At 75.1% G+C, this 26266-nt stretch carries 25 protein-coding genes; 4 read left to right on the top strand and 21 right to left on the bottom strand.

The window, feature by feature from the left end; genetic code table 11:
• Positions 1 to 18: 18 nt before the first annotated feature.
• From ACL02T_RS04900 to hemB, 7 genes are all read right to left on the bottom strand, one after another.
• On the bottom strand, positions 19 to 795 hold the full coding sequence (locus ACL02T_RS04900) for a cytochrome c biogenesis CcdA family protein (protein ID WP_412829455.1): 777 nt from the start codon (positions 793 to 795) through the stop codon (positions 19 to 21).
• 303 nt (positions 796 to 1098) lie between these two features.
• Entirely contained in the window at positions 1099 to 1701 is a 603-nt protein-coding gene (locus tag ACL02T_RS04895; RefSeq protein ID WP_412829454.1) for a TlpA family protein disulfide reductase, read from the bottom strand.
• Entirely contained in the window at positions 1698 to 2303 is a 606-nt protein-coding gene (locus tag ACL02T_RS04890) for a histidine phosphatase family protein (protein ID WP_412829751.1), read from the bottom strand. The genes ACL02T_RS04895 and ACL02T_RS04890 overlap by 4 nt, the downstream gene beginning before the upstream one ends.
• A 146-nt stretch (positions 2304 to 2449) precedes the next feature.
• On the bottom strand, positions 2450 to 3772 hold the full coding sequence (gene hemL / locus ACL02T_RS04885) for a glutamate-1-semialdehyde 2,1-aminomutase (protein WP_412829453.1): 1323 nt from the start codon (positions 3770 to 3772) through the stop codon (positions 2450 to 2452).
• 65 nt (positions 3773 to 3837) lie between these two features.
• Positions 3838 to 4485, bottom strand: a complete 648-nt coding sequence (locus ACL02T_RS04880; protein ID WP_412829452.1) for a hypothetical protein — start codon at positions 4483 to 4485, stop codon at positions 3838 to 3840.
• Between the two features lie 17 nt (positions 4486 to 4502).
• Positions 4503 to 4793, bottom strand: coding sequence for a DUF4282 domain-containing protein (locus tag ACL02T_RS04875; RefSeq protein ID WP_412829451.1), 291 nt, complete (start codon positions 4791 to 4793; stop codon positions 4503 to 4505).
• A 4-nt stretch (positions 4794 to 4797) separates the two neighbouring features.
• Positions 4798 to 5772 carry a porphobilinogen synthase gene (gene hemB, locus ACL02T_RS04870; protein ID WP_412829450.1) on the bottom strand — a complete coding sequence of 325 codons (975 nt, stop codon included), beginning with the start codon at positions 5770 to 5772 and terminating at the stop codon, positions 4798 to 4800.
• A 396-nt stretch (positions 5773 to 6168) separates the two neighbouring features.
• Here hemB and ACL02T_RS04865 point away from each other — a divergent pair, with 396 nt between their 5' ends.
• A complete protein-coding gene (locus tag ACL02T_RS04865; RefSeq protein WP_412829449.1) occupies positions 6169 to 7107 on the top strand; it encodes a hypothetical protein in 939 nt (312 codons plus the stop codon).
• A 675-nt stretch (positions 7108 to 7782) separates the two neighbouring features.
• On the opposite strand, the gene ACL02T_RS04860 is transcribed toward ACL02T_RS04865, so the two are convergent.
• From ACL02T_RS04860 to ACL02T_RS04825, 8 genes are all read right to left on the bottom strand, one after another.
• Positions 7783 to 9324 (bottom strand): bifunctional uroporphyrinogen-III C-methyltransferase/uroporphyrinogen-III synthase, encoded by a 1542-nt coding sequence (locus ACL02T_RS04860; protein WP_412829448.1) that lies wholly within the window; start codon positions 9322 to 9324, stop codon positions 7783 to 7785.
• Positions 9321 to 10328, bottom strand: a complete 1008-nt coding sequence (gene hemC, locus ACL02T_RS04855) for a hydroxymethylbilane synthase (RefSeq protein WP_412829447.1) — start codon at positions 10326 to 10328, stop codon at positions 9321 to 9323. The genes ACL02T_RS04860 and hemC overlap by 4 nt, the downstream gene beginning before the upstream one ends.
• Positions 10325 to 11734, bottom strand: coding sequence for a glutamyl-tRNA reductase (locus ACL02T_RS04850; RefSeq protein WP_412829446.1), 1410 nt, complete (start codon positions 11732 to 11734; stop codon positions 10325 to 10327). Before ACL02T_RS04850 ends, hemC begins: the two co-directional genes overlap by 4 nt.
• Positions 11731 to 12567 carry a redox-sensing transcriptional repressor Rex gene (locus ACL02T_RS04845; protein WP_412829445.1) on the bottom strand — a complete coding sequence of 279 codons (837 nt, stop codon included), beginning with the start codon at positions 12565 to 12567 and terminating at the stop codon, positions 11731 to 11733. Before ACL02T_RS04845 ends, ACL02T_RS04850 begins: the two co-directional genes overlap by 4 nt.
• Positions 12568 to 12890: 323 nt before the next feature.
• On the bottom strand, positions 12891 to 13559 hold the full coding sequence (locus ACL02T_RS04840; protein WP_412829444.1) for a fasciclin domain-containing protein: 669 nt from the start codon (positions 13557 to 13559) through the stop codon (positions 12891 to 12893).
• A 92-nt stretch (positions 13560 to 13651) separates the two neighbouring features.
• On the bottom strand, positions 13652 to 15229 hold the full coding sequence (locus ACL02T_RS04835; RefSeq protein WP_412829443.1) for a molybdopterin-dependent oxidoreductase: 1578 nt from the start codon (positions 15227 to 15229) through the stop codon (positions 13652 to 13654).
• A gap of 253 nt (positions 15230 to 15482) precedes the next feature.
• Entirely contained in the window at positions 15483 to 15716 is a 234-nt protein-coding gene (locus ACL02T_RS04830; protein ID WP_412829442.1) for a glutaredoxin family protein, read from the bottom strand.
• Positions 15713 to 17293, bottom strand: a complete 1581-nt coding sequence (locus ACL02T_RS04825) for an AMP-binding protein (protein ID WP_412829441.1) — start codon at positions 17291 to 17293, stop codon at positions 15713 to 15715. Before ACL02T_RS04825 ends, ACL02T_RS04830 begins: the two co-directional genes overlap by 4 nt.
• A 612-nt stretch (positions 17294 to 17905) precedes the next feature.
• On the opposite strand from ACL02T_RS04825, the gene ACL02T_RS04820 reads away from it, so the two are divergent.
• The 3 genes from ACL02T_RS04820 to ACL02T_RS04810 all read left to right on the top strand — a co-directional run bounded on the left by ACL02T_RS04820 (position 17906) and on the right by ACL02T_RS04810 (position 21419).
• Positions 17906 to 18610, top strand: a complete 705-nt coding sequence (locus tag ACL02T_RS04820; protein WP_412829440.1) for a sigma-70 family RNA polymerase sigma factor — start codon at positions 17906 to 17908, stop codon at positions 18608 to 18610.
• Between the two features lie 196 nt (positions 18611 to 18806).
• The gene (locus tag ACL02T_RS04815) at positions 18807 to 20195 is read left to right on the top strand and encodes a DUF5667 domain-containing protein (RefSeq protein WP_412829439.1); all 1389 of its coding nucleotides are present in this window, start codon (positions 18807 to 18809) and stop codon (positions 20193 to 20195) included.
• A 351-nt stretch (positions 20196 to 20546) separates the two neighbouring features.
• The gene (locus tag ACL02T_RS04810; RefSeq protein ID WP_412829750.1) at positions 20547 to 21419 is read left to right on the top strand and encodes an HAD family hydrolase; all 873 of its coding nucleotides are present in this window, start codon (positions 20547 to 20549) and stop codon (positions 21417 to 21419) included.
• Positions 21420 to 21470: 51 nt separating this feature from the next.
• Here ACL02T_RS04810 and ACL02T_RS04805 read toward each other — a convergent pair whose 3' ends face one another.
• The 6 genes from ACL02T_RS04805 to ACL02T_RS04780 form a co-directional block, all read right to left on the bottom strand.
• Positions 21471 to 22571 carry a lysophospholipid acyltransferase family protein gene (locus tag ACL02T_RS04805; RefSeq protein WP_412829438.1) on the bottom strand — a complete coding sequence of 367 codons (1101 nt, stop codon included), beginning with the start codon at positions 22569 to 22571 and terminating at the stop codon, positions 21471 to 21473.
• Between the two features lie 78 nt (positions 22572 to 22649).
• The gene (locus tag ACL02T_RS04800) at positions 22650 to 23735 is read right to left on the bottom strand and encodes an NAD-dependent epimerase/dehydratase family protein (RefSeq protein WP_412829437.1); all 1086 of its coding nucleotides are present in this window, start codon (positions 23733 to 23735) and stop codon (positions 22650 to 22652) included.
• Positions 23736 to 23831: 96 nt separating this feature from the next.
• Positions 23832 to 23933 carry a 30S ribosomal protein bS22 gene (locus ACL02T_RS04795; protein WP_010241351.1) on the bottom strand — a complete coding sequence of 34 codons (102 nt, stop codon included), beginning with the start codon at positions 23931 to 23933 and terminating at the stop codon, positions 23832 to 23834.
• 216 nt (positions 23934 to 24149) lie between these two features.
• Positions 24150 to 24383, bottom strand: a complete 234-nt coding sequence (locus ACL02T_RS04790) for a helix-turn-helix domain-containing protein (RefSeq protein ID WP_037052988.1) — start codon at positions 24381 to 24383, stop codon at positions 24150 to 24152.
• Positions 24384 to 24552: 169 nt separating this feature from the next.
• Positions 24553 to 25365 carry a pyrroline-5-carboxylate reductase gene (gene proC / locus ACL02T_RS04785; RefSeq protein ID WP_412829436.1) on the bottom strand — a complete coding sequence of 271 codons (813 nt, stop codon included), beginning with the start codon at positions 25363 to 25365 and terminating at the stop codon, positions 24553 to 24555.
• 59 nt (positions 25366 to 25424) lie between these two features.
• On the bottom strand, positions 25425 to 26264 hold the full coding sequence (locus tag ACL02T_RS04780; RefSeq protein ID WP_412829435.1) for a thioesterase family protein: 840 nt from the start codon (positions 26262 to 26264) through the stop codon (positions 25425 to 25427).
• Positions 26265 to 26266 lie beyond the last annotated feature (2 nt).

Raw genomic sequence — 26266 nt, 5'->3', positions numbered from 1 at the left:
GTCACACACGGCGGCGGCTCACAATGCCGGGGTGAACCCGGCGACGGCGACCTGCAGCTGCGCGAGCATGCTCCCCCACAGCCCGCTCACCAGCAGTGCGCCCACGGCGACCATCAGGACGCCGCCGGCGATCTGGATCGGCCGGGTGTGCCGGCGCAGCCAGCCGAGCGCGGAGACCGCGCGGGAGGCGCCCAGCGCGATGACGACGAACGGCAGGCCGAGCCCGGCGCAGTAGGCCAGCGTGAGCACGACCCCGCGCAGCGACCCGCCGCCGGTGCCGGCGGCCACGGCCACCACGCCCGCCAGCGTCGGACCGATGCAGGGCACCCAGCCGAGGCCGAACACCGCGCCCAGCAGCGGCGCCCCCCAGAGCCCGAGCCTGGGGACCCAGTGGACCCGGCGCTCGTTCTGCAGGACGGGGATGAGGCCGACGAACGCCAGCCCCATCACGATCATCACGATCCCGCCGATCCGCTGCAGCACGGCCTCGTTGCGCACGAGGACGTCGGCCAGCCAGACGACGCCGACCAGGATCGCCCCGAACACGACCGTGAACCCGGCGACGAACAGGGCCGCGGCGCCGGCCACCCGGAAGCGGCCCTCGCGGCGCTCGCGCACCTGCTCGCGGGTGACGGGCGGGGCGTCCGCGCCGACGAGCCCGGCCAGGTAGGCGAGGTAGCCGGGGACCAGCGGGACCACGCAGGGGGACGCGAAACTGACCGCTCCGGCGAGCACGGCGACCACTGCTGCGACGAGCAGGGGGCCGCTGACCGCGAGGGTGGTCGACGCATCCATCACCGGACAGGGTATGCGCAGGCCGAGCCCCGGTGCGCGGTGGGTTCTACAAGTCGTAGTGGAACCGCTCACCCGTGCGTCCGGGCGGCACGCCCGCGCCCACACCGGCCACTCGAGCACGTTGTGGATCCATGGTGCTCTCAGCCGCGTCCCGGAACGCGTGATGGAGCCATACTGCGCTCAGACCGCGCCCGAGAGCGCATTACGGAGCTATACTGCGCCCAGGCCGCGCTCGGAAGCGCGTCATGGAGCCATAGCGCGTTCCAGCCGCGCCCGGGGACGCGTTGTGGAGCCATGGTGCATTCACTGCCCGGTGGTCGGCGGGGCCGGCTCCTCGGCGGCGACGCGAGTGACCGTGGCGAGCAGGTCCGACGGGCGGATCTGCGTGAGGTAGACCGCGGCGACCCGGTGCTGCCGGTCGAGCACGATCGTCGACGGCACCACGTTGCGGGGGTAGCCGGACAGCGCGGCGAGCACCCGGCCGGGCTGGTCGAAGATCGAGTCGTAGGTCAGTCCGCGGTCGCGGACGAAGTCGCGGGCGGCGTCCCGGTCGTCCCGCACGTCGATGCCGAGCACCGCGACCCCGGCGTCCTTCGTCTGCTGGGCCACGAACTCCAGGTCCGGCGCCTCGGCCCGGCACGGGCCGCACCACGAGCCCCAGATGTTGAGCACCACGACCTGGCCCGGGAAGTCCTTCAGGCCGATCGTCCGCCCCTCGTGCAGCAGCGACTCGCCCGCGAGCTCCGGGACGGCGCCGCGGGACTCCGGCGGGTCGTAGAAGATCGTCGTCTGCCCGTTCGGCGCCACGAACGTGAACTCCTGCTGGCCGCTCGCCACGGCGTCCTTGCTCGTGGAGCAGCCCGCCAGCACGAGCAGCCCCAGCAGCAGCGGCAGGATCCGTCTCATGCGCCCGTCGCCGTCGGGTCGCTGGAGCCGGCCGGCTCGCGGTAGCGGAGCCCGGTCACGGTGGTGCCGGTGAACTCGACGCTGGTCAGCGAGGCCAGCGCGCACTTCCGCGAGCGCGGGTCGTGCCAGAGCCGCTGGCCCAGCAGGTAGCGCCGCAGGGTCCAGATCGGCAGCTGGTGGGACACGCACACGGCCTCGTGCCCCTCCGCCAGCACCCGCGCGCGGTGCACCGCGCCGAACATCCGGTGCGCGATCTTCAGGTACGGCTCGCCCCACGAGGGGGTGAAGGGGTCGCGCATCAGCCGCCAGTTCTCGGGCCGGCGCAGCGCGCCGTCGCCGACGCCGAACCGCTTGCCCTCGAACAGGTTGCCGGACTCGATCAGCCCGTCCTCGGACACGATGTCCAGGCCGTGCGACTTGGCGATCGGCGTCGCGGTCTCCTGGGCGCGCTGCAGCGGCGACGCGAGGACCGCGGCGATGTCGGAGTCGGCCAGCTTCTCGGCGACGAGCTCGGCCTGGGCCCGGCCGTCGTCGGAGAGCCGGAAACCGGGCATGCGTCCGTAGAGGACGCCGTCGGGGTTGTGCACCGTCCCGTGCCGCAGTAGGTGGACGACGGTCCGGGGGCCGGTCGGGTCGGGCGAGGTGCGGTCCCCACCGGGAAAGGGATCGGCGGGGACCGGGTCGCCGGGATCGACGTGCGCGGGATCGACGTGCGCGGGATCGACGTGCGCGGGATCGACGGGGGCGTTCACGCCAGCTGCACCGCCGCGGCCGCCGCGCGCGCCGCGTCGGGCAGCGCCTTCTCGATCACGGCGAAGGCGTCGTCGTCGAGCGCGGCCGAGACGAACCAGGCCTCGAAGTTGCTGGGCGGCGCGTAGACCCCGCGCTCCAGCAGGGCGTGGAAGAAGGGCGGGAAGCGCCAGGTCTGCGCGGCCTTCGCCGTGTCGTAGTCCACGACCTCCTCCTCGGTGAAGAAGATCGAGAACATGTTCCCGGCCGTCTGGACCCGGTGCGGCACTCCGGCCTCACGGAGTGCCCCGCCGATCATGCCGACGAGGCGCTCGGCGTTGGCGTCGAGCGCGTCGTAGACGGCCTTGTCGGCCTGCCGCAGGGTGGCGAGCCCGGCGGCGACCGCGACGGGGTTCCCCGACAGCGTGCCCGCCTGGTAGACCGGCCCGGCCGGAGCGAGGTGGGCCATGTGCGCGGCGGGCCCGCCGAAGGCCGCGGCCGGCAGCCCGCCGGACATGACCTTGCCGAAGGTGTAGAGGTCGCCGGCCACGCCCTCCAGCCCGAACCAGCCGGCGGGCGAGACGCGGAACCCGGTCATCACCTCGTCGACCACCAGCAGGGCGCCGTGCTCGCGGGTGATGTCGCGCAGCCCCTGGTTGAAGCCCGGGCGCGGCGCGACCGCGCCCATGTTGCCCGCCGCGGCCTCGGTGATCACGCAGGCGATCTCGGTGCCGCGCTCGGCGAAGACCTGCCGGACCGCGTCCAGGTCGTTGTACGGCAGGACGACGGTGTCGCCGGCCTGCGCCCCCGTGACGCCCGGGCTGGTCGGCAGGCCCAGGGTCGCGACACCCGAGCCCGCCTGGGCGAGGAGGGCGTCGACGTGACCGTGGTAGCAGCCCGCGAACTTGACGACGACCGTCCGGCCGGTGATGCCGCGGGCCAGCCGGATCGCACTCATCACGGCCTCGGTGCCCGAGTTCACCAGCCGCACCTGCTCCACCGGCGCGACCCGGTCGATGATCGCCTCGGCCAGCTCGATCTCCGTCGGGGTCGGGGCGCCGAAGGAGAGGCCGGACCCGGCGGCGGTCCGCACGGCGTCGACGACGGCGGGGTGCGCGTGCCCGAGGATCATCGGGCCCCACGAGGAGACCAGGTCGACGTAGCGCAGCCCGTCGGCGTCGGTCAGCCAGGGGCCCTGCGCCGAGACCATGAAGCGCGGCGTGCCGCCGACCGAGGTGAACGCCCGGACCGGCGAGTTGACGCCGCCCGGGATCACCTCGGCGGCGCGGGCGAACAGGCCCGCGGAGACCTCGGGCGTGATCGGGGTGAAGGGGGCACTCACGGCATCCAGTCTCACATCCGCGCCGCGGTCCGGCCCGTGGGGTCGGCGTGGCGTGCGCCGCGGCGTCAGCGCCGGGCCGCGAACCAGGCCGCGGACGGGCGCACGAACATCAGCACCACGCCGGCGACGGCGAGCACCACCGGCACGAGCACGATCAGCGACGACCCCGGGCCACCCAGGTTGAGCAGCAGGAACCCGCAGAACAGGACGGTGAGCGCGGTGACGGTGATCCGTCCCCACGACTTGCCGGCGAACGCGGCGACGGCCATGCCGATGTAGACCAGCGCGAGCACCGCGGCCAGGGCGAGCAGCAGCCGCACGGCCTGCAGGAACTGGTCGAAGGAGACGTTGTACTGGGTGAGCAGGGCGTCGAGCCCGAGCTCCGGCGGGAACATCTCCTGCGAGATCGGCACGAACAGCCCGAGGACACCGAACACCAGGAACGGCAGGGCGCTCAGCACCAGCAGGACCAGCGCACCGATCATCGTGGCCGGGCGGCGGACCGCCTGCGGCTCGGCGCCGGACGACGCGGACCCCGACGAGTACGGGCTGTAGGCGTACTGCCCGGACTGCGGATCGCCGGCCCGGGGGCCGGTCGGCGCGCCCTGCGGGGCACCCTGGGGGTACGGGTTCTGCGGGTACTGCGCATACTGGCCCGCCGAGGGTCCGCCGGGGTAGTAGCGGGGTCCCTCACCCTGATCGCCGGTGCTCACGGCCACCACGGTACCGGTCAGCCCCGACGGCGGACGTCCTCCGACAGGCGGACCACCGCCGTCAGGAACTCCAGCACCACCCGTAGCAGGAGCAGCACGAACACGGCGACCACACCGCCGGCGACGAGCGCCGCGACCCCGAGCCCGAAGCCCCGCAGGAAGAACCCGACTACGCCCACCACGTAGCACAGCGTGGTCACCACGATGCCCACGACGTAGACGAACCTGACCACCGACGGCGTCGCGAACCGCTCGAAGTTCAGGTCGGTGAGGGCGCCGAGGACGCCGGGCTCCTGGTCGGTCCGCATGCGATCAGTCCAGCAGACCCGCGACCTCGGCCGCCCAGTAGGTCAGCACCACGTCCGCGCCCGCGCGGCGCAGCGAGGTCAGCGTCTCCACGATGGTCCGCTCGCGCTCCAGCCATCCCTGCGCCGCGGCGGCCTCGATCATCGCGTACTCGCCCGACACCTGGTACGCGGCCACCGGGACGTCGGCGGTGTCGGCGACGGTCCGCAGCACGTCGAGGTACGGCAGCGCCGGCTTGACCATCACCATGTCCGCGCCCTCGTCGAGGTCCAGCGCGAGCTCGCGCAGCGCCTCCCGGAGGTTCGCGCCGTCCTGCTGGTAAGTCTTGCGGTCGCCCTTCAGCTGGCTCTCGACGGCCTCGCGGAACGGGCCGTAGAAGGCGCTGGCGTACTTGGCGGTGTAGGCGAGGATGCCGGTGTCGGTAAAGCCCGCCCCGTCGAGCGCCTCGCGGATCACACCGACCTGACCGTCCATCATCCCGCTGGGCGACACCAGGTGCGCCCCGGACTCGGCCTGCACCACGCCCATCCGCGCGTAGACCTCGAGCGTGGCGTCGTTGTCGACGCAGCCCTGCCCGTCGAGCACCCCGCAGTGCCCGTGGTCGGTGAACTCGTCCAGGCAGAGGTCGGACATGAGCACGGTCGAGTCGCCCAGCTCGGCGCGCAGGTCCCGCAGCGCGACGTTGAGGACCCCCGCGGGGTCGGTCGCCCCGGAGCCCGCGGCGTCGTGCCGCTCGGGGACGCCGAACAGCATGATCCCGCCGACCCCGCGGTCCACCGCCTCGACCGCGGCCTTCCGCAGCGTGTCGCGGGTGTGCTGGACCACCCCGGGCATCGACGAGATCGGCACCGGCTCCGCGGCGCCCTCCTTGACGAACATCGGCAGGACCAGGTGCCGGGGCCGCAGCTCGGTCTCGGCCACCAGCCTGCGCAGCGCCGGGGTGGAACGCAGCCGGCGGGGACGCTGGGCGGGATAGGCCATGCGGCCAGCGTACGACCGGGCGGGGTGGGACCGCGGCCGGACCCGGTGGGCAGGGGATCTGCACCAACGGCACTCTCGTGCGGACCTACCGCACGAACGGCACTCTCGTGCAGTCCTGCCCGCACCGTGCTCCCGTGCCGCGCTCCTGCACCAACGGCACTTTTGTGCGGACCTACCGCACGAACGGCACTTTTGTGCGGACCTCCCGCGCGAACGGCGCTCCTGTGCGGTGGGGTCGGGACCGGGGCTGCCCGCAGAGGAGCGCCGGTAGGCGAAGATCGGCTGTTGTGGCAGGTCGAGCGGGGGCGGCGCCGGGCGGTGCAGCGCACCGACGGGCCGTCCCACGAGGGCGGGGTCGGTGACGGAGCGTGTCAGCCGATACGGCATCCTGCGCGCGTGACCACACCGGGACGCAGCGTCATCGCCCTCCTTCTCGATCGATCCAGCTCGCTCGGCCCGCTCCGCGACGACGTGCGTGCCGCGACCGCCGACCTCCTCGCGCACCAGGCCGCGCTGCCCGGCGAGGTCGAGGTCTACCTGACCACCACCGGCCGGCGCGCCCGCAAGCTGCGCGGCGGCATCCCGGCCGCCGTGCCGAAGCTGCGGGGCCGGCGCACCGAGGCCGTCCGCGACTCGCTCGGTTCCCTGGTCGGCGGACTCGGCCGGTCGCTGGCCGGGATGCCGGAGCACGAGCGTCCGGAGCGCGTGTTCGTGCTGGTGGTCACCGCCGGTGTCGACGAGGGCAGCACCGTCTGGGGCCCCGACGAGCTGCGCGACCTCGTCGCCGCCCAGGAGCGGGACTACGCCTGGGAGGTCGTCACGGTCACCGTCGCCGAGCACGCCGGGCTCGCGCCGTGGGGCGCCGGCCACCGCTCGCTCGGGGTGGCCCCGCGGGGCGACTGCGTCCGCGCCGCAGTGGCCGCCGCGTCGGCCTACCTGGGCCGCGCCCGTGCCGTCGGGCCGTGGGAGCCCGTCGCCGGGATCTCGCAGGAGGAGCGGTGGGCCGCCTACCCGCCGGACTTCCACCAGGCTCCCGAGGCACCCGCCGCAACCGCCGCGGCCCCCGAGGAGCCCACCGCATCCGCCGAGGCACCCGCAGCAGCCTCCGCCGACGTCGCCGCCGAGGCCCTCGCAGCAGCCTCCGTCCGGACCACCCCCGAGGTCCCGGTCGAGGCCACCGACGGCCCCACCGCCGCCCCGCCGGTCGACGACGCTCCCACCGAAGCCATCCCGGTCCTCACCGCGCAGCGCCTGGCCGAGGCCGACCGCGCGGCCGCCGTGGAGCGTCGCCGCTGGTGGGACCGCTTCCGCAGGCCCGCGACCGTCGGCTCCTGACGTGCGGCTCGCGGGCCGGACCACCACCCGCCCCCGAGCCGCGTCCGGGGCGACCGCACCCCGTCCCTCCACCGACCGCCACGCACAAGATCGTTCCGAGGGGCACGGGGGCGCTGTCGAGACGACGCTCCGGCACCTCTCGTCCCGCGACGATCGTTCCGAGAGTCACGCGAGCATCGCCGCTGCAGCGCTGCCGTCGCACTCGGAATGATCATGTCAGTGCGGGAGGTCGGCGTGATGATCGACCGGGCGTCACGACAGCGGCCCCGACGCAGCGCCACCGTCGCACTCCCCGCCCGAAGCCGATCGGCGCGGTTCCACAGGTCACCGCGACCGGCCCCGGCGACGATCACGCGGTGGGGCCCGCGGTGGCAGGCACCGAACCGCCACCGCCGTCGTCGAACCCGACAACCGTCCGGCCACAGCTCGTGCCGGGCGCAGGACCCGCCGCCGTCGTCGAACCCGACAACCGTCCGGCCACGGCTCGTGCCGGGCGCAGGGACCCGCCGCCGTCGTCGAACCCGACCGTCCGGCCGCGGGTCCTGCGCCCCGCGCACACCGTCCGCCCCTCGCACCCATCGCGGAACGTGTGTGCGAGGCCGACCCTGTGGGCGAGCGGCGCGAGAACACACGAGGGCCGCACCCGACCCGGGTGCGGCCCTCTGCGTCGGCCGATCAGCGCCGGCGTGCCTTGACCTTCTTCGGCGGCGGCAGCGCACCCTCGGCGCGGAGCTTGGCGGCGTGCGCGGCCAGGGCGTCGACCAGGGTGGGCACCCGGGCCTCCTCCGGCTGGACGTCGACACGCAGGCCGAACTCCCGGGCGGTCTCCGCGGTGGCCGGGCCGATGCAGGCGACCAGCGTCCGCGCGTGCGGCTTGCCCGCGATGCCCACCAGGTTCCGGACGGTCGACGACGAGGTGAAGCACACCGCGTCGAACCCGCCGGTCTTGATGGCCTCGCGGATCGGCGCGGGCGGCGGGGCGGCGCGCACGGTCCGGTAGGCGGTGACGTCGTCGATCTCCCAGCCGCGCTCGGTCAGCCCGGCGGCGAGGGTCTCGGTGGCGATGTCGGCCCGCGGCAGCAGGACGCGATCGACCGGGTCGAGGACGTCGTCGTGCGGCGGGAACAGCTCGAGCAGGCCCTCGGAGGTGGAGCTCTGCGCCTCGTTCACGTCCGGCACCAGCTCGGGCACGATGCCGAACTCGCGCACCTTCTCGGCGGTCGCGGTACCGACACAGGCGATCTTCACGCCGGAGAAGGCGCGGGCGTCCAGGCCGAACTCCGCGAACTTCTCCCAGATCGCGCGCACCGCGTTGGTCGAGGTGAACACGACCCAGGCGTAGCGGCCGTCGACCAGGCCCTTGACCGCGCGCTCCATCTGCGTGGGCGAGCGCGGCGGCTCGACGGCGATGGTCGGGACCTCCTCGGGGATGGCCCCGTGCATCCGCAGCCGGTCGCTCATCACGCCCGCCTGGTCCTTGGTGCGCGGCACGAGCACCCGCCAGCCGTAGAGCGCCCGGGACTCCCACCAGGACAGCTCCGCCCGCGAGGCCACCTCGGCGCCGATGGTGAGGACCAGCTGGCCCTCGAGGTCGGCGGCGTCGGACACCATCGCGCCGATCGTCGTCGTGACGGTCTTCTGCGCGGACTCCGTGCCGTGCGCGGTGACGGCGACCGGGGTCTCGGCCGGCCGGCCCTGCGCGGTCAGGGCGGACGCGACCTCGGCGAGGTGCGCGGCGGCGGCCTGCAGCACGAGGGTGCCGGGCGCGCCGGCGAGGGCGGCCCAGTCGAGCCCGGCGCGGACGTCGGCCTCGACGTGCGCGGAGCCGAGCGGCACACCGGCGTAGGCGGGGACGGCGGTGCCGGCGGTCACCCCGGGCACGATGTCGAACGCCACGCCCTCCGCGGCCACGGCACGCGCCTCGGCCACCACGGCGTCCAGGGTCAGCGGGTCGCCCGCGACGAGGCGCACGACCGGCCGGCCCGCGCGGGCCTCGGTGAGGAGGTCGCCCGCGACGTCGGCCGGCTGGCCGACCGCCGGCCGGACCTCGGCGCCCTCGGCGACCAGTGCGAGGACCTCCTCGGGCACGTCCGGGTCGTTGACGACCAGTGGCGCGGAGGCGAGCACCTCCTTCGCGCGCACGGTCAGCAGGCCCGGATCGCCCGGGCCGCTGCCCACGAAGGCGATCCGACCGGCGGTCGGCGGTGTGCGAGTCATTCTCCAGCTCCCGATCCAGCGGTTCCCGGGGCGCCGTGCGCTGCCGGCCGCGGCAGGTCGTCGGCGCCCATGTCGAGCAGCTCGTGCGCGAGGGCCGCCCCGAGCTTCTCGGCGTTCTCCATGTCGCCCGTGGCGGACGCGCGCAGCAGTGCGCCCTCGCCCACCTCCCCGATCCCGACGACCGCGCGCAGCGACAGCCGCTCCACGATCCGGCCGTCGGCGTCGAGGTCCTCGACGACGTCGGCGTGCGCGGCCACCGGCGCGCTGCACCCGGCCTCCAGGGCGGCGAGCACCGCGCGCTCGGCGGTGACCGCCGCGCGCACGCCCGCGTCGTCGAGGGTCTCGGCGAGGAACCGGGCCAGTTCCTCGTCCCCGGCCCGGCACTCGATGGCCAGTGCACCCTGGGCGGGCGCGGGCAGCATCTGCAGGGGGTCGAGCAGCTCGCTCGCCTCCCCCACCCGACCGAGCCGGCGCAGCCCCGCGGCGGCGACGACGACGCCGTCGAGCTCGCCCGAGGTCACCTTGCCGATCCGGGTGTCCACGTTGCCCCGGATCGCGACGACCTCCAGCCCCAGCCCGAGCGCGTGCAGCTGCACGGCACGCCGGGGCGAGCCGGTGCCGATCCGCGACCCGGCCGACAGCTCGCCGAGCACCCGGCCCTGCCGGGCCACCAGCGCGTCGCGCGGGTCCTCGCGCGCCGGCACCGCGGCCAGGGTCAGCCGCGGGTCCGGCGTGGTCGGCAGGTCCTTGTAGGAGTGCACGGCGACGTCGACCTCGCCGGCGACGAGCGCCTCGCGCAGCTGCGACACGAACACCCCCACACCCAGCTGGGCGATCGGCGCCGACGAGCGGTCACCCGTGGTGTGCACGTCGACGAGCTCGGCGGGCCGCCCGGCGGCGCGGATCAGCTCCGCGATCTGGCCGGACTGGGCCACGGCGAGCCGGCTCGGCCGGGTGCCGACGCGGAGGGCGCGGGGAGCGGTGCGGTCGGACACGGCGGTCACCGGTCGCCCTCGGCGCCGTCGGGGCCCACCCGGCGCACCGGCGCCTCGAGGGCCGCGGCGACGTCGTGCCCGCTGATCGACTGCTCGACCGTGCCCGCGACGGCGGCGGGCTTCTGCGGGTCGAGCTCGAACAGGGTCCGCAGCGCGGCGGCGTAGCTGTCCCCGTCCGGACCCTCGGCCAGCTTCTTGACCTGCACCGTCGGCGTGTGCAGGAGCTTGTCGACGACGCGCCGGACGGTCCGGGTGAACTCGTCGCGGACGTCGTCGGACAGCTCGGGCAGCCGCGACGACAGCCGCAGCAGCTCGGCGTCGACCACCTCGGACGCGCGCCGGCGCAGCGCGGTGACGGTCGGCGTGACCTCCGCGGACCGCTGCGCGGCCAGGTAGTTCTGGGCCTCCTCGGCCACCAGGTCGCGGGCCGCGGTGACGGCGTCGGCCGACCCGCCCAGGTCCTCGCGGACGAGGCGGCGCTGCAGCGCGATGAGGTCGACGACGGTCACGCCCTCGATCTCGGCGACGGCCGGGTCGACGTCCCGGGGCAGGCCGAGGTCGCACACCACGAGCGGGCGGGTGCGGCCGGCCGTGCCGGCCTCGACCGCCGCGCGCTCCACGACAGTGCCGATCGCGCCGGTGCAGGCGATCATCAGGTCCGCGTCGGCGACGGCGGCGGGCAGCTCGTCGAGCAGCCCGGCGCGGGCCGGGACGCCCTGCTCGGCGCTCTTCTGCGCGAGCCGCTCGGCCCGCTCGGCGGAGCGGTTGAGCACGGTGATCCCGGTGGCGCCGGCGCGGCGGAGGTGGGCCGCGGCCAGCGCGCCCATCGCCCCGGCCCCGACGATCACGGCGTGGGCGCCGGTCAGCTCGCCGTCGGCGTACCCGAGGACGGTCGACGCGTCCCGCAGCGCCTCGGACACCACGGAGGAGCCGGCGGCGTCGATGCCCGTGCTGGCGTGCACCCGCTTGCCGACGCGCAGCGCCTGCTGGGCGAGCTCGTGCAGGACGCGGCCGACGGTGCCGGCCTCGTCGGCCGTCGCGTAGGCCTGGCGCAGCTGGCCGAGGATCTGCGACTCGCCGACGACCATCGAGTCCAGCCCGGCGGCGACCGAGAACAGGTGCTGCACGGCCGAGCCGGCGTAGTGCACGAAGAAGTGCTCGGTGAGGTCCTGCAGCGGCAGGCCGGAGTGCCGGCCGAGCACCTCCGAGACGTCCGCGAGCCCGCCGTGGAAGGCGTCGACCACCGCGTAGACCTCGACCCGATTGCAGGTCGAGAGCAGGGTCACCTCGCTCACGTGCGGGCACCGCACCATCTCGTCGAGGAGCTTGGGCACGTCGTCCGCGGACACCGCGACCTTCTCCAGGACGTCGACGGGCGCACTCCGGTGCGAGAGGCCCACGACGAGAACACTCATGAGAGCGGCACCGCCGATCCGTTGCGACCGTTCACGACCCGGGCGACGGCCGGGACGTCTGGGCTGAGGCCCGCCGCGGCGGCGTTCCCACGTCCCGCGACGTGGAAGGCCAGCACCTGCAGCTCGACGGCGAGGTCCACCTTGCGGACCTCGACCTCCTCGGGAACCTGCAGGACCGTGGGGGCGAAGTTGAGGATGGAGCGCACGCCCGCCGCGACCAGCTGGTCGCAGACGCTCTGCGCGGCCTGGGCCGGGGTCGCGATCATGCCGATCGTGACGCCCGCGGCGGGGCACGCCGACGGGATGTCGCGCACGTGCTTCACGACGATCCCGTTGATCTTGATACCGACGAGGTCGGGGTCGACGTCGAACAGCGCGGTCACCGGGAAGCCCCGGCCGCCGAAGCCGCCGTAGCCGGCCAGCGCGTGCCCGAGGTTGCCGACGCCGACGAGCGCCACCGCCTGCGGGTGGTCCAGCCCGAGCACCCGCTCCAGCTCGTGCTGCAGGGAGGCCACGTCGTAGCCGACGCCGCGGATGCCGTAGCTGCCGATGTGGCTGAGGTCCTTGCGCAGCTTCGCCGAGTTGACGCCGGCGACGGAGGCGAGCTCCTCACTGGAGACCGTCTCCGCGCCGCCCTCGGCGAGCTGGCCCAGCACCCGCAGGTACACCGCGAGCCGGGTGACCGTCGCCTCCGGGATGGCCCGGACCGCGCGGCCCGTGGCCGGCTCCGGGCCGGGGTTCCCGGGGGTCTCAGGGTTCCCGGGGGTATCGGGGGTCCCGGCGGTCCCGGGGGTCTCGGGGGTCGAGGAGCCGGCCTGCGGCGGCAGCGTCACGCGGCGGCTCCTCGGGCGTCGTACTCGTCGTGATGGGGGCCACGGCCGGGACGGCGGCGGCCTGCGCGACCGGCACTGGCCGGCCGGCCCTCAGGCGGCCGGATCGTTCGGCGGCGACGCCCGTCCACGGTAGTCGCTCGTGAAGGCGTGCACAAAGTTGCGATCTTGGTCCCGGTCGTGCTCCGGCCCCGGCCGAGGCACGGCCGGGGCGCGGGGACCGGTGGTCGCCCGGGACATGCCGTTCACCGCGACCGCGTACCCCACACGTGGCGTACGACACGCGCCGGGCACGGACGGCCCGCTGGCGGTGCCGCGGAGCCGGGTCAGGCCTGCGGGGTGAGGACCGCGTCGATCAGGAAGACGGTGGCGTTGCCGGTCGGGATGTTCCCGCACACGACGTTCGCCGTCGTGCCCGAGCCGTCGGACACCGTCATCCCCTCACCGGTGCCGCCGATCCGGACCTCGCCGCCGGCGAGCTCGGTCGAGGTGCCCGCGGCCCGCAGCTCCTCGGCGTCCGCCCGGGTGGCCGACACGTGGTACTGCAGCACGGTGGCGAGCCGGGCCGGGTCGGCCTCGAGCGCGGCGCGCTGCTCCGCCGGGAGCGCGGCGAAGGCCTCGTTCGTCGGGGCGAAGACGGTGAGCTCGGGCGCGGCGTTGAGGGTTTCGGTGAGGTTCGCACGACCGATCAGTTCGGTGAGCGTGCTGAGCTGCGGGTTGGTCTCGGCGGCGGCCGCCACGGGGGCCTCGGACATGCTCGCGAGCGAGCCCGGGTCGTCGCCGGTGGGCAGCGCGCCGCAGCCCGGCCCGAAGACCTCGGCGGGGCCGGTGGTGCCGGGGACGGCCGGCGTCGTCGGGCCGGCGGCCGCCACGGTGGGGACCGGTGGCACGTCCGTCGCGGTGGACGGTTCCTGGCTGGGCGCGGAGCACGCCCCCAGCACGACGACGGCGGCCGCCGCCGCTCCGAGGGTGACCAGACGCTGGATACTTCGCACGACTTCTCTCCTTCCCGGGGCCTGCCCATGCCTAACGCGTTCGTCGCCGACGCGCCTGCCCCACGAGATCACGATCGGGTCTCGACAACCGCTCAGGCCGCCGAGAAGATGATCGCGGGCCACCCCGTGGCCCCGTCGGGCAGCACGTCGCTGCGCTCCTCGGTCTGCAGGTTCCCCCGCCCGTCCGTGGCCCGGGCGCGGACGGTGTGGCTGCCCGGACCCACCTCGACCGTGCCGCGCCACATCCGCCAGGTGTTCCCGCCCGCCGAGGCCGCGAGCTCCGCCTCGGCCCACGGGCCGCCGTCGACGCTGATCTCCACCCGGGAGACGCCGCGTGGCTGCGCCCACGCGGTCCCGGCGACGGTGACCCACCCGGCCGGGACCTGCGAGAAGCCGCGGGGCAGGTCGATGCGGCACTCCGTCTTGATCGGCCCGCGCTCGCCCCAGCCGCGCTGCACCCAGTAGGCGTCCCGCGCGGCGAAGGAGGTCAGCTCGAGGTCGGTGACCCACTTGGTGGCCGAGACGTAGCCGTACAGCCCGGGCACGACCATCCGCACCGGGAATCCGTGCTCGGCGGGCAGCGCCTCCCCGTTCATGCCGAGGGCCAGCAGCGCCCCGCGCCCCGGCTCGAGCACGACCTCCGTCGGCGTGCCGGCCGTCCAGCCGTCCGTGCTGGTGGAGAGGATCTGGTCGGCGCCGGGCAGCGGACCCGCCTCGCGGATCACGTCCGCCAGCTCCACGCCGACGAACCTGGCCGTGGAGACGAGGTCGCCGCCGACCTCGTTGGACACGCAGGTCATCGTGATCGTCCGCTCGACGAGCGGGCGGGCGAGCAGGTCGTCGACGGTCAGCGTCAGCTCCCGCGCGACGCCGCCGTGCACGCGCAGGCTCCAGTCCTCGGCACGCAGCTGCGGCACCCGCAGGGCCGTGTCGATCCGGTAGAACTCCGGGTTCGGCGTGACGAACCGGGTGGTGCCCAGCTCCGCGGCGAAGTCCGCGCCCGCCGGCAGCGGGGCCTCGCGGGTCACGGCCGCCGCGGCGAGCCGCTGGGTGAGGCGGGTGCGCGAGTCGACGACCCCGCGCCCGACGGCCACGCCGACCCCGCCGGCCACCAGCGCGCCGACCCCGACCGCGGCCGAGGCCCCGATCAGCACGGTCCGGCGCGGGAGGCCGCGCACCCCCGGCGCGTCCGGTGCCGCGGCGGCGGCGAGGGCGAGCCGATGCAGGGTGCGGACCGCCCACAGGCCGGCCGCGGCCGCGACCAGCGGCGCGATGAGGTCGGCGGGTGTGAAGGTCGGGCCGAGGACGACGGCGGCGGTCCCCGCCACCCCCAGCCCGCCGATCACGACCTGCGCCGGCACGGAGGACCGCCGGGACGCGAGCCCGGCCGCCACGGCGATCAGCAGCAGCACCACGGCCACCCCGGCGAGCAGCACCGGTTTGTCCGCCGTGCCGAAGGCCGACTTCGCGAACTCGACGACCGGCGGCGGCGCGGCGCGGACCACCGCGTCGCCGACCGCGAGGTAGGGCGACGACGAGGGCGACAGCAGCCCGGCGACGAGCTGGCCCACCCCGAGCGCCGCGCCCACGGCGAGCACCGCGACCACCGCGGCGACGGGCCGGGACAGCATCGGGGCGGAGGGTGGGGCGAGGGTCCGGCTCACGTCCATGGTTCGTCCCCGGGACCCGGCCGGTTCGACCGCATCATGGATCCATCCTGCGCTCGCCCCCGGTGCCCGGACGCGTCATGGAAACATGTTGCGCTCGATCTCTCCTCCCGAACGCGTTATGGATCCATACCGCGCCCGAGCCTCACCCTCGGATGCGTCATGGATCCATACCGCGCTCGACCCCCGGCGCCGAACGCGATCTGGAGCTACGCGCGACCCCTGCGCGCGAACGACTCGTGGAGTCGTACCCCGGTCAGCGGGTCAGAGCCTTGCGGAACCGCTCCTCCTCGACCCGGTAGTAGCCGTGCTGCTTCCCGTCGATCAGGATCACCGGGACCATGTCGCCGTACTCGGCGCGCAGCTCCGGGTCGGCGTCGACGTCCTCGGCGCGCCACTCGACGCCGAGCTCGCCGCAGATCCGCGCGACGTCGGCCTCGGCCACCTCGCACAGGTGGCAGCCGGCCCTGCTCAGCACGGTCACCGTCATGTGGTCCCCGTCCCCGCCAGCACCCGCCGGGCGATCTTGCCCGTCGGCGTGCGCGGCAGCTCGTCCACGAACGCGATCACGGTGGGCCGCTTGAACCGGGCCAGCCGGGTCGCGCAGTACTCCCGGACGGTGTCGGCGTCCGGGCTCGTGCCGGGCGCCGGCACGATCACGGCCTTGACCGCGGCGCCCGTCCGGTCGTCCGGCACCCCGACGACCGCCACCTCGGCCACCTCGGCCATCCCGGCGAGGACCTCCTCGACCTCGCGCGGGTAGACGTTGAACCCGTTGACGATCACGAGGTCGGTCGAGCGGTCCACCAGGTGGAGGTCGCCGTCGGCGTCGAGGTAGCCGACGTCCGCGGTGCGGAACCAGCCCGCCGCGTCCGGGCCGCCCGCCCCGTCCGGCCAGTACCCGGAGAAGAGGTTGGGGCCGCGCAGCGCGACCATGCCGGTGTCCTCCTCCGGGTCGGAGAAGACGTCCGCCGCGTCGCCCTCCTCGCCCTCCTCGGCCGCGCGCCCGGCGAGCGGCTCGCCCTCGGCGTCGACCAGCCGCAGTTCGACGCCGGGGAGCGGCCTGCCGACCGAGCCCGGTTTGCTGTGCCCGGGCACGTTGCAGGTGACGACCGGGCCGGCCTCGGAGAGCCCGTAGCCCTCGAGCACCTCCATCCCGGTGGCCTCGCGGAACGCGGTCAGCCACGCCGGCGGCAGCGGGGCGCCCCCGGAGGTGCAGATCCGCACGCCCTCGAGCGCGGTACGCAGGTCCGCGGCCGGGACGTCGAGCAGGGCACGGTAGAGCGACGGGACGCCGGCCAGCGCACTGACCCGGTGGTCGCGCAGGATGCCCGGCGTCGCGGCGGCGTCGAACCGCTCGGTGAGCACCGCGGTCGCCCCGGCCCAGCAGACCTGCAGCAGACCCGCGGCCAGCCCGAAGCTGTGGAAGAGCGGCAGCGCCAGCAGGACGCGATCGGCCGGCGTGACCGGGGCGGGACGCAGCGCCGCCGTCTGCTCGCGGTTGGCCAGCAGGGCGCGGTGGGAGAGCTGCACACCGCGCGGCCGGCCGGTGGTGCCCGACGTGTAGATGAGGAGCGCGAGGGCCTCACCGCCCGGCGCCTCGGGCAGCGGACCCGCGGCGGGGCCCGACCCGTCGGGCGGCGGGCCGAGGACCGGCAGGCCGGCCTCCCGGGCGACACCCGCGGCGACCCCCTCCTCGGCGACGACGGCGGCGGTCGGCCGGGCGTCGTCCAGGATCACGCCGACCTCGCGGGCCACCGACCGCTGACCGACCGGCACCGCGATCGCCCCGGCCCGCAGCACGCCGAACAGGGCGACGCAGAAGCGGGCTCCGTTGGGCAGCACCAGCACGACCCGGTCGCCGGCGCCGATCCCGGCGGCGACCAGCCGGGCGGCCTCCGCGTCGGCCGCGGCGTCGAGCTCCCCCCAGGTCAGCGTGCGCCCGGCGGTGACGTCGACGACCGCGGGCTGGCCGGGGTCGCGCCGGGCCGCCCGCCGGACCAGCTCACCCAGGTGCGCGACCGCGTCGGACCCGGTGCCGGGGCTCTGGCTGGTGGAAGGCTGCACGCCGCGAGTCTGGCAGACGGCCGCGGCACCGCGACCGCGCCCGCGCTTGCCGTGAACTCCGCCCGAGCGCAAGCCCCGTGCGCCCGACGGCAGGGCGACACGCCGCCACCCGGCGCGTCGACCGAACACGCTGCGCCACGACCACGTTGACCGCGCGTGACCGTCCACTCACCGGATAAGGCATTCGGCGAGCGGTGGCACCCGTCCGGGGGCCGGGAGGCTGCCCTAGAGTCCGCCCCCACAACCTGCCAACGCCGGACCCGTGGGTTCGGCACGAGAACTCACCCAAGGGAGTGGCATGCAGCCTGTTGCCAGCGCACCGCGGGTCCGCCCGCGCTGCCCTGTCCGACACCGGGTGCACCGGGCTTCATGACCTCCTCGATGCGTCCCGACGGGCTGCTCCCCACGGAGCGGTTCACCCCGCCGCACCCGAACTGTGCGGACAGGGCCCCGTCCCCCTGGTCCGACGTACCCCGTCAGGCCCGGTCCGTCGGCACCACGACCGGCACGACCCGACCGGCACCCGCCTCCGCTCCCCCGTCCGCGCCCGACCCGACCGACCCGGCCGACGGCCGGACCACGGCCGGCCGGCCGACACGTCAGCAGGCGCCCGTGACAGCTCCCCCCGTCGCCCCACCCCCTGCCGTCCCGCCGCCCGCGGGCCCGCCGCCGTCGGGTCCCCCGGCGGGGGCGCCGCCCCGCCCGGCCGAGCCCCGGCCGGCCGAGCCCCGGCCCGAGGCGGCCGGGCCCCGGCCGGACGCCGAGTCGGACGGCAGCGGCTCCTGGACCCTGGTCAAGGCCTGCCAGGCCGGCGACCAGGACGCGTTCAAGGAGCTGTACGCGCGCTACCACGAGGTCGTCTTCCGGTACGTGCTGTTCCGGCTCGGCGACCGCACGCTGGCCGAGGACCTCACCCAGGAGACGTTCCTGCGCGCGCTGCGCCGGATCGGCTCGGTGAGCTACCAGGGCCGCGACATCGGCGCCTGGTTCGTCACGATCGCGCGCAACCTGATCTTCGACCACGTCAAGTCCAGCCGGTACCGGTTGGAGTCGACGACCGCGGACATGGTCGAGCACTCGCCCACCACGCACGGGCCGGAGCAGCAGGTCATCGAGAACGCCACGAACTCGGAGCTGCTCAAGGCGATCGAGAAGCTCAACCCGGACCAGCAGGACTGCATCCGCATGCGGTTCCTGCAGGGGCTGTCGGTCGCCGAGACCGCGCAGCGGATGAACCGGGCCGAGGGCGCGGTCAAGGCCCTGCAGCACCGCGCCGTCCGCCGCCTGGCGCAACTGCTTCCCGAGGGGCTCCGGTGAACGGCGGCGCTTATATCGCGAACTACATGCTTGTCGTTACGGATGCGACGAGTGAGCCACACCAAGCGGTGAACGGTCCTTGTGCCGTAACCGACGACCGCCCGTCTCGTTGTGTGGGTGAACGTCGGCAGAGCGCGAGGCCCCGATCGGGCCGGACGCTGACGAACAGTGCAGGGATGCAGTGAGGACGGCGAACATGCCCGCGGGACGATGGGGCTCGGACGACGAGTGGTGGGACGAGGAACACCTCGACCCCCGCTTCGGGCCGGAGGACGACCTGGAGCACGAGGTGGCCCTCGCGGCCGCGCTCGATCGCAGCCGTGTCGACCTGGGCCCGGACGACGAGACCGCCGCGCGCATGCGGTCGGACTTCTTCGCCGCGCTGGAGAAGGAGTGGGGCGCGCCGGAGGAGTCCGAGACCGAGCGGACCACCCGGATCGAGCCGGTGCGGGCGGGCGCGCTGGGCGAGACCGCCGACCTCACCGCCGCGCTGCGGCCGGAGGGGCCCGAGGGCGCGACCCGCTCCGGCTCCGCCGGTGAGCGCACCGTGGCGGCGAGCGGCACCGCGGCCTCGAGCGGGTCCCGGCGCACCCGCCGCGGCCCGCGGCACGTGCTGCCCGCGGACCACCCGGACAACCCGGGCCGCGCCGGCGGCTCCCGCGGTCCCGGCGGGCGGCGGCCGAGCCTGCGCAAGCGGGTCGCCCTGGTCGGCGGCGCCGCGGCGCTCGCGCTGGTCGCCCTCGCCGGCGGCACCGCGATGATGAGCCGCGACGCGCTGCCCGGCGACAGCCTCTACGCGGTCAAGCTCGCCACCGAGTCCACCGGCACCGCCTTCACCTTCGGCGACGCGGCGAAGGCCCGGCGCCACCTCGACCTCGCCGCGACCCGGCTGACCGAGGTGCAGCAGCTGCGGCAGGCCGGCCGCTCGCCCTCCGCCGACACCTACGAGACCGCGCTCACCGCGTTCGACGACGCGGCCAGCGAGGGGTCCCGGATGATGCTGTCCGGCGCACAGCCGCCGACCGACACCGGCCTCGACGACCTCGACGCGTGGGCGCAGAAGCAGGCCCGCACCCTCGAGGCGCTGCGGGCGTCCGGCGGCGACATCCCGGGCGCAGACCGGTCGGCGCGGCTGATGGAGCGCATGTCGGAGCGGGCCGCCGCCCTGCAGGCGCGGACGGGCTGCACCGAGGTGAGCGACGGCGTCGACGACCTCGGCCCGATCCCGGCCACCGGCCCGTGCGTCCCGGTCGCCTCCGAGGCCACCGGCCGCTCCGGCGGGGCCGTCGACCAGCGGATCCCGAACGGCAGCCCGCAGTCGGCGAGCACCAGCCCGGCCGCGCCGTCGGACAGCACCGGCCCGCGGCCGTCCGGCGACCCGACCGCGGCCGAGAACGGCCTCGTGCCCGGCCTGGTGCCCGGGACCGACGAGGCCGGGGCGACGAGCACGACGCCGAGCGACTCGCCGCGGACCAGCAGCACGGAGTCGACGTCCTCGGACGCCCCGGGCGGGGGCGGGGGTCTGCTGCCCCCGATCCAGGTCCCGCCCCTGCTGCCCGGGCTCGGGCCGGTCACCATCGGCTGATCGAAGGGCCGTTCGGCCGATCACGGAACGGGGTCGCGCGGTGACGAACCGCGCGACCCCCGCCGTGCGTCCGGACCCGTTGCGAGTCGGTCCGAGCGGTGTCCCTGAGTAGGCTGGACGGGCGGTGCCCGGCCGATCACGGACCGACCGGGAGCCGACGGAGGAGATCGGCGTGGCGGGACGGCGGCCGGGGAGAGCACTCCGGGCCGGGCGTCCCCGGTGGTAGGACCCGAGGTGGTTGTGGAGCACGGTGAACCGCAGGGCGCGGACGCGGAGGGCCGGTACGGTGCCGCCGACCCGCTTCGGAACGGTGCCCGCGGTGAGACGGCGGGCGTCACCGAGACGACGGACGTGATCGAGGAGGCCACCGCGGTCGACCGCGCGCAACGCGCGGGGCAGGCCGCGGCGGCCGCCGCCGTCGCCGCGGGCGAGGCGCCGCCGTCCGCAGCGGCCGACGTGGACCTCACGGCGGCCGCGTTCTTCGACGTCGACAACACGATGATGGTCGGCGCCTCGATCTTCCACTTCGCCCGCGGGCTCGCCGCGCGCAAGTTCTTCACCACCTCCGACCTCGCGGGGTTCGCCTGGCAGCAGCTCAAGTTCCGGCTCGGCGGCCGCGAGGACAAGACCGGCATCGCCGGGCACCGCGACACCGCGTTGTCCTTCGTCGCCGGCCGCCCGGTCGACGAGGTCGTGGCGCTGGGCGAGGAGATCTACGACGAGCTGATGGCGGACCGGATCTGGGCCGGCACCCGCGCGCTCGCCCAGATGCACCTCGACGCCGGGCAGCGGGTGTGGCTGGTCACCGCGACGCCGGTCGAGCTGGCGCTGATCATCGCCCGGCGGCTCGGCCTCACCGGGGCGCTCGGCACCGTCGCCGAGAGCGTCGACGGGCACTACTCGGGGCGGCTGGTCGGCGAGATCCTGCACGGCCCGGCGAAGGCCCATGCGGTGCGGGCGCTGGCCGCGACCGAGGGCCTCGACCTGCGGCGCTGCACCGCGTACTCGGACTCGGTCAACGACGTGCCGATGCTGTCCGCGGTCGGCACCGCCGTCGCCGTCAACCCGGACGCGGAGCTGCGCGACGTCGCCAAGGAGCGCGGCTGGCAGATCCGCGACTTCCGCACCGGGCGCAAGGCCGCCCGGATCGGCGTGCCCTCGGTGCTCGGCGCCGGTGCCGTGGCCGGGGCCGTCGCCGCAGGCGTGGCGTACCGGCGGCGCTGAGGTCCGCTCCCTGCCGGTGCGCGCCCCGGCCGTCGGGCCGCCCGTCGGGTCTCAGCCCAGGAAGACGTTCCGCCGCTGGCTGAGCAGCCGGTAGAGGGTGTGCTGGATCGTCTCGCGCACCTGGTCGGTCAGGTTGAACACCAGCATCGGGTCCTCGGCGTCGGCCGGGGTGTAGCCGTCGAGCGAGATCGGCTCGCCGAACTCGATGTACCACTTCGACGGCAGCGGCACGAGACCCAGCGGGCCCAGCAGCGGGAAGGTCGGCGTGATCGGGAAGTAGGGCGCACCGAGCAGCCGGGCCAGCGGCGCGATCTCGCCGATCTTCGGGTAGATCTCCTCCGCGCCGACGATCGAGCACGGGATGATCGGCACCCCGGTGCGCAGGGCCGCGGAGACGAACCCGCCACGGCCGAAACGCTGCAGCTTGTACCGGTCCTTGAAGGGCTTGCCGATGCCCTTGAACCCCTCGGGGAACACCCCGACGAGCTCGCCGGAGCGCATCAGCCGCTCCGCGTCGGCGTTGCAGGCCAGCGTGGCACCGTTCTTGCGGGCGAGCTCGCCCACCACCGGCAGCCTGAACATGAGGTCCGCACCCAGCAGGCGCAGCCGGCGGCCGGCGGGGTGCTCGTCGTGCAGCGCCTGGATGGTCATCAGCGCGTCGAGCGGGAGCGTCCCCGAGTGGTTGGCGACGACGAGCGCGCCGCCGGCGTCCGGGACGTGGTGCAGGCCGAGGGCCTCCACCCGGAACCAGTGCTCGTAGAGCGGGCGCAGGGCAGGCGCGAGCACCGAGTCCGCGAGGTCGGCGTCGTAGCCGAACTCGTCGACCGTGTAGTCGCCGGAGAGGCGCCGGCGCAGGAAGCGCAGCGCGTCCTCGAGCGAGGCCTCCCACGCCGGGGGCTCCGGGTCCGGCACGGCGGCGACGGGCGGCACCGCCGGGCCGTCGGCCCCCTCCCCGTCGTGCGGGGGGCGGGGCCGCGGCGTGCTGGTGGCCGGCCGGCTGCGGGTGCGCGTGGTCTCGCGGGTCGCCTCGGTACCCGCGCGGGTGCGGCCGCCCGGGCGGTTCGCGCCCCGGTCCCGGCCCTCGCCGAGCCGCCAGCGGGTCCGCCCGCCGGTCTTGTCCGCCCGCAACGGGATGACGCGCGCTTCCGGCACCCGAACCCCCTCAGAACCCGTGCCCGTGTCCGACTTCTCCGACCGCCGCACCATGCTTCTCCCCGGCCCCGCGGCCCGCTAGTGCAACATCCGCGCGGCGTGCAGGACGGTCCGCTCCGCCGCCTCGATCCGCTCCGCCCCGAGGACCGGCCGCAGCGCGCGGCCGCGCACGTAGTCGTCGAAGGCCTGGACGGTGGTCCACCGCGGCCGGAAGCCGAAGCGTTCCTTCAACCGGGCCGTGTCGACCACGCGGCCGAAGTTGAGGAAACGCATCTGCTCCGGCGAGTAGTCGACGATGCGAGCCCCGCGCAGGACACGGCCCACCGGCCCGACCAGCGGCGCCGGGACCGCGACCTGCACCCGCCCGGCCCGGCGGATGGCCTGGGAGAGCATGACGACCCCGTCCGCGGCGACGTTGAAGACACCGGGGTGCTCGTCCACGGCGGCCCGCTCGAGCACCGCCAACGCGTCCTCCTCGTGGAGGAACTGCAGCCGCGGGTCGAAGCCGAGGACGGTCGGGACGACCGGCAGCGCGAAGTAGCGGGTCAGCACCGTCTCGATGCGCGGGCCGACATAGTTGCAGAAGCGCAGCACCGTGGTCGTGACGTCCGGCCGCCGCCGGCCGAAGCCGCGCAGGTAGCCCTCGATCTCGGTGGCGTCCTTGGCGTAGCCGCCGGAGGGCAGGTCCTTCGGTGTCATCGACTCGTCGAACAGCGCGGGATCGCGCGAGCCGGACCCGTAGACGGCGGTCGTGGACTTGAGGACGACGCGCCGCACCTGCTCCGCCTTCTGGCAGGCGGCGAGGAGCTGCATCGTCCCGATGACGTTCATCTCCTTCATCGCCGTGCGGCCGCCGGACGAGCCGGGCCCGGCGGAGAGGGCGGCGTGCACCACGGTGTCGACGCCGGCGCCGGAGATGACCTTGGCGATGAGCGGGTTGCGGATGTCCGCGCGGACGAACTCCGCACGACCCATGCGGCGCAACATGTCCCGGGACGGCGGAACGGTGTCCACCCCGAGCACGCGCTCGATCTCGGGGTTCGCGGCGAGCCGTGCGGCCAGGTTGCCGCCGAGGAAGCGGCTGACACCTGTCACGAGCACGACGGACGGAGCGGTGCCGCCGCTGCTGCGGTCGGCGTCGCGGGGAGATCCCGTGCGCGTCACGGACCCGACCTCGTTCGTCGTTCGACCAGGGATCCCGGGCGCGGCCCGGGCCGGTGGACCCCGCCCGCCCCGTGCCGGGGCGGGCGGGGTCACACCTCACTTGCCGAGCTTGCGACGCTGCACGCGGGTCTTGCGGAGCAGCTTGCGGTGCTTCTTCTTCGACATGCGCTTGCGACGCTTCTTGATGACCGAGCCCATGCGTCGGTACCTCCTGTGCTCACTGCTTCGCTCGTGGCCGGGAGCCGGCCCGAGAGGGTGTGTCCCCGCCGCGCGGCGGTCGCGCGCACGCGGGTGCACACGGCGAGACGATGACCGGTCGCCGATCCTACCCGGCACCCGCCGCGGCGACCCGGCAGGGCGGGGCCGTACCGCCCGGATCGTGCACCGCCGGGGGTCCGGGCGCGGGTGGAGGGTTCAGCCCGCGTCGAAGTACGCGTGCCGCAGGTAGTCCTCGACGGCTCGCTTCGGGACGCGGAACGAACGACCCACCCGGGCCGCGGGGAGCTCCCCGCCGTGCACCAGCCGGTACACGGTCATCTTGGAGACCCGCATCATGGCGGCGACCTCCGCCACGGTCAGGAACTGCACCGCGGCGATGTTGTCGATGCGTTCGGGCTGCCCTGAATGCCCTGGCTGCTGCGTGGCCATTCGGACACCGCCTTCCCTGGAGAAGTCCCACGGACCCGCGCGGTTCCTCGTCCCGTGCGGCGTGTTCCACCTGAGGATAGCGGTGCCGGTGTGACGCCTTCGACACACCATGCCACTCGGGCAGGGAATTCAGCCGCGCGTCAGGGTGAGATGCGGTCCTTCGTTCGGGTCAACGATTCTGCACCGAGCGTCCCAGCTCCACCGACCGGTCCCGCGCGGCCTCGATCGCGTCGATCAACGCGGCCCGGACCCCGTGCCGCTCCAGCTCGCGGATGGCGGCGATGGTGGTGCCCGCCGGCGAGGTGACGGCCTCGCGCAGCAGGACCGGGTGATCCTCGGACTCGCGCAGCATGGTGGCCGCGCCGAACGCGGACTGGACGATCAGGTCGGCGGCCACTGCGCGCGGCAGGCCGAGCAGTATCCCGGCGTCGATCATGGCCTCGACCAGGTAGAAGAAGTAGGCCGGCCCGGAGCCGGACAGCGCCGTGACGGCGTCCTGCTGGGCCTCCGGGACGCGCACCACCCGGCCCACCGCAGCCAGCATCTCCTCGGCGGTCGCGAGGTGCTCGGGGGTGGCGTGGCTGCCGCCGGAGACCGCACTCATCGCCTCGCCGACGACCATCGGGGTGTTCGGCATGACCCGCACGACCGGCGTCCCCTCGGGCAGGCCGCCCTCGAACAGCGCGGTCGGCAGGCCGGCGCACAGCGAGACGACCAGCGTTCCCGGGGTCAGTGCCGCCTTCAGCTCGGTGAGCACCGGTGCGATGTCCTGGGGCTTGACCGCGACCACCACGACGTCGGCCTTGGCCGCGGCGCCCGCGACGTCGGTCGACTCCACCCCGAGGCGCCCGGACAGCTCGGCGGCCCGCTCCGGGTGCCGCTCGGTGAACGCCAGGTCCGCCGCGGGCCGGCCCGCCGCGAGCAGCCCCGCCAGGAGCGCCTCCCCGATCTTGCCGGCCCCCAGAACCGCGATACGTGTCATGGACCGACGGTAACCGCCGGAATCGGGGCAGGTCGGGGAGGGTTCGAGGTGGTTCCGCGCTACGCGCGCGGCAGCGGGGAGAGGGCGAGCTGACGGGCCTGGCAGACCACCCGCCCCGTCGCGTCCCGCACGGTGCAGTCCTCGTCGAACCACGCGCCGGCGATCATCACCGAGCGCGACTCCAGGGCCAGCCAACCCGGCGCGGGCCGGGCCCGCAGCGCGGCGGTGAGCTGCACGGTCGGCGCCCAGCCGCGGCCACCGCCCCGGTTGAACACGGTGGGCGGCAACGCGTCGCCGGCGAACAGCGCGAACAGCGGGTCGGGGTCCTCGCCGCGTGGGCGCAGCCAGCCGCGGACCACCGGGTCCGCGGTCTCCTCGCGCAGGAAGGCCATCGTCGCCGGGTCGAACCGCGCCTCGGTCGCGGCGGCCAGTCCCTCGCCGGGGGTGCGGACCTCGGGCACGACGTCGATCGCGTCCGCCGGCGGCTCGAGCGGCATCGTCGACCCCGCCAGCCAGCTCGGGTCGGTGTCGGGCAGCGTCCCCGCCGTGACCGTGGCCGAGAGCAGCAGCCTGCCGCCCTGGGTCATCCGGGCCGCGGCGACCGAGGCCTGCCGGCCCAGCTTCAGCACGTCCGTCGCCAGCTCCACCGTGCCCAGCTCCGGCGCCCGGAGGAACTCCGTGCCGACGACCACCGGGTCGAGCTCGATGTCCCCGCCGTGTTCGGCGCTCAGCCGCGCGAGGGCGGCCTTGGCGAGCAGCACCATCAGCAGGCCGCCGTGGGCCTTGCCGCCGATGGTGAACATCGTGCCGAGCTCCGCGGTGAAGCGGCCCCCGCCCTGGTCGGTCAGGACGGTGGACGCCGCGAACGGCCGGTCGACGGTCACCTCGGTGGGAGCCATGA

Origin of the sequence: Pseudonocardia oceanicola, from assembly GCF_047200735.1 — a bacterium.
GTDB lineage: Bacteria > Actinomycetota > Actinomycetes > Mycobacteriales > Pseudonocardiaceae > Pseudonocardia.
The sequence above is the reverse complement of the archived record's forward strand: the minus strand, read 5'-3'. Positions and strand labels throughout refer to the sequence as shown.

What these genes read in the sequence shown, in the direction of transcription:
- ACL02T_RS04900 (WP_412829455.1), bottom strand. Translation starts at nt 795, where the DNA reads ATGGATGCGTCGACCACCCTCGCGGTCAGCGGCCCCCTGCTCGTCGCA.
- ACL02T_RS04895 (WP_412829454.1), bottom strand. Translation starts at nt 1,701, where the DNA reads ATGAGACGGATCCTGCCGCTGCTGCTGGGGCTGCTCGTGCTGGCGGGC.
- ACL02T_RS04875 (WP_412829451.1), bottom strand. Translation starts at nt 4,793, where the DNA reads ATGCGGACCGACCAGGAGCCCGGCGTCCTCGGCGCCCTCACCGACCTG.
- hemB (WP_412829450.1), bottom strand. Translation starts at nt 5,772, where the DNA reads ATGGCCTATCCCGCCCAGCGTCCCCGCCGGCTGCGTTCCACCCCGGCG.
- ACL02T_RS04860 (WP_412829448.1), bottom strand. Translation starts at nt 9,324, where the DNA reads ATGACTCGCACACCGCCGACCGCCGGTCGGATCGCCTTCGTGGGCAGC.
- ACL02T_RS04850 (WP_412829446.1), bottom strand. Translation starts at nt 11,734, where the DNA reads ATGAGTGTTCTCGTCGTGGGCCTCTCGCACCGGAGTGCGCCCGTCGAC.
- ACL02T_RS04835 (WP_412829443.1), bottom strand. Translation starts at nt 15,229, where the DNA reads ATGGACGTGAGCCGGACCCTCGCCCCACCCTCCGCCCCGATGCTGTCC.
- ACL02T_RS04830 (WP_412829442.1), bottom strand. Translation starts at nt 15,716, where the DNA reads ATGACGGTGACCGTGCTGAGCAGGGCCGGCTGCCACCTGTGCGAGGTG.
- ACL02T_RS04815 (WP_412829439.1), top strand. Translation starts at nt 18,807, where the DNA reads ATGCCCGCGGGACGATGGGGCTCGGACGACGAGTGGTGGGACGAGGAA.
- ACL02T_RS04795 (WP_010241351.1), bottom strand. Translation starts at nt 23,933, where the DNA reads ATGGGCTCGGTCATCAAGAAGCGTCGCAAGCGCATGTCGAAGAAGAAG.
- ACL02T_RS04790 (WP_037052988.1), bottom strand. Translation starts at nt 24,383, where the DNA reads ATGGCCACGCAGCAGCCAGGGCATTCAGGGCAGCCCGAACGCATCGAC.
- proC (WP_412829436.1), bottom strand. Translation starts at nt 25,365, where the DNA reads ATGACACGTATCGCGGTTCTGGGGGCCGGCAAGATCGGGGAGGCGCTC.
- ACL02T_RS04780 (WP_412829435.1), bottom strand. Translation starts at nt 26,264, where the DNA reads ATGGCTCCCACCGAGGTGACCGTCGACCGGCCGTTCGCGGCGTCCACC.